At 34.7% G+C, this 2329-nt stretch carries 3 protein-coding genes; 2 read left to right on the forward strand and 1 reads right to left on the reverse strand.

The window, feature by feature from the left end:
- On the forward strand, positions 1-147 hold a 147-nt coding region (locus BMX83_RS10845), incomplete at its 5' end, for a transposase (protein WP_177170584.1).
- Positions 148-423: 276 nt separating this feature from the next.
- Complete coding sequence (locus BMX83_RS10505) at positions 424-819, forward strand: DUF5412 domain-containing protein (protein ID WP_091636816.1); 396 nt, start codon at positions 424-426, stop codon at positions 817-819.
- Positions 820-853: 34 nt separating this feature from the next.
- Here BMX83_RS10505 and BMX83_RS10510 read toward each other — a convergent pair whose 3' ends face one another.
- Positions 854-1861, reverse strand: a complete 1008-nt coding sequence (locus BMX83_RS10510) for an IS1595 family transposase (RefSeq protein WP_091636818.1) — start codon at positions 1859-1861, stop codon at positions 854-856.
- Positions 1862-2329 lie beyond the last annotated feature (468 nt).

The raw sequence follows: 2329 nt of genomic DNA on the forward strand, positions 1-2329 counted from the left end.
ATTCATTCCATACGACTGAGATTGCTTAAAGTCGCCGGGAAGCTCGTTCAAACAGGCAGGAGGGTCTATCGAAAACTGTCGAGTTATCATGTGTACCAAACTGGATTTTATAAGATTTTCGAGCGCCTGCGGTGTCCCAAACAATGAGTACAGCACAGCTCAATCAATTAATATTTTTTCAGTCAAACAAACTTTCAGGGATAAGTATACTTAGACAACAACGTTGGACGTTTATCTAGAAAGAACATGAAATAATAAAGGAATTTTTAATTTGTGTGGTCAAAATAAACTTAAAAAACTATTAGTCTTTTAAGAAGGCTGTTTTCGTAAACTTTGTTGTTTTTACGATAAAGTTTGTAATGGTCGGTTTATCTGATACAATTAATTTGATAGTTAAATAGTTTTTTGAAGGGGTGATAATTTTTGGCAACCGATATAGTGAAAAATAATAAGAAAAAGGGAAACAAGATACTTAAAATTTTTCTTGTAGTTGGATTGTTATTAGTCGGCATCATAGGTTACGGAGTGTATTGGGCATTCTTTGATATGAATAGATTACCGACAGGAGAATATATTACGGAAGAAACCTCTCCTAATGGCACTTACACTTTAACAGCCTATGTATCAAGTCCAAGTTTAAGTGCTGATGCTGTAAGAGGCGAACTAATTTTTAATGAGCGTAATGGTAAAACAAAAAATATCTACTGGAATTATCGAGAATCCACAGCAAAAATTGAATGGATAGATGATGACACAGTAGTAATTAATGGACATAAACTAAATGTTCCTAAAGAAAAATTCGACTTTAGAAATCAATGATTGAAATACCTCACCTCTTTTGTTGAGGTATTTTTTATGCAGTTCTAAACATTTCAATGGTTGTATAGTTTGATTTTTGACACGCTGAAATAAGCATTTGCTCAACTCGATTTTCAAATGCTAAATTTTTGCTAAGGTCAAGCCAACGGAACCAATATAGATAATTGTCCAGATACTTTGTTGCAACCCCTTGAAACCGTTCCATCCAAGTTTTCAAGCGATTGTGAAAGTTATTGACGTGCTGAATATGATAGATACCTTTCTTTACACGCTGTTTTTGGCGTTCATTAACTGTTTCGTGCTGTAACCCTTTAATCTTGGCAAACTTTTTATAGTTCGTTGCAGTATCAGTACATAACAAAGCAGACGGGTGAATATACTCACCTATCACAGTGTCAATTTCTTCGGCTCTAACACGACCTGTTCCTGCTTTCCGAGCAATCACACTACCGTTTCGGTCTTGTGCCACTACAACAGCAATTTTAAGATTAGAAATCCCTCTTTTTTCATCTTTCTCTCCACGCTTTTTGGCTTTTCTATGAGTGATTTCTCTACCTTTCATAGACTCACGAAAGAAGGTTTCGTCACTCTCTACGATACCTTGTAGTTGATTAAAACCAAGACTTCCCAATGCGTTCAAGATTTTATGCCTCCAATAAAATGCAGTAGAAATGTGTATGTGAAGTTTTTCAGCGATTTTTGGTAGGGTATATCCTTCTACCATTAGTTCAATGTATTTCACCCATTTTTCGGGGTAGCGAGAGCCTGAAAATGGCGTGTTCGTCATATCATTGAAAGATTTTCCGCAATCATTACACAGATAGCGTTGTCTTGAACGATATTTACCGTTGCGTTTAACGGATGTGCTACCACAATGAACACAACCCAAACCAGAAGAAAATCGGGCTTCACGAATGCTTTTAAGTGGTTTCGTAATTTTATCTGGCTCATCGGGAAACAAGTCTTGTTTCATTGCATTAAACAACGCTAACTGCTCAGATTTAGTTAATTCGCTGAAATCTTCATATACATTTAACCACATAATTGAACGCCTCCTAACCGCATTATATCAACCTTTTAATAGTATGGTCAAGAAAGCAACAATCTATACGAAAACAGCCTTTAAGAAAAAGTGTTAAAACGCAAATCTATGAGTTGTTTAAGATAATTAGTGTTTTTAAAAATTTTCTGTATTCAGAAATTTTTCTAGTTCTTTATAGTTATTCAATCGAGAAGTAATAACTTCATTAAACTCTTTTTTAGAACCAGTAAAATAATTGTATCCGCTATAAAAAAAAGTAACCGTGTAATTCTTAAAGTAATTCATTTCTTGCGTATTGTGCGTAGTTAGTAAAACTTTTTTCTCTTGCTGGATTTTATAATGAAGTTAGCCACCTGGCTAACATATAAAAAATGCCATGTGAATTTCATGTTATATTGAAGTTACCACTAACTCTCAATAGACAGGATGAATTCACATGACGTACTCTAACCATACCACATCAGCACG

Source organism: Alkalibacterium gilvum (assembly GCF_900109085.1).
Classification (GTDB): domain Bacteria; phylum Bacillota; class Bacilli; order Lactobacillales; family Carnobacteriaceae_A; genus Alkalibacterium; species Alkalibacterium gilvum.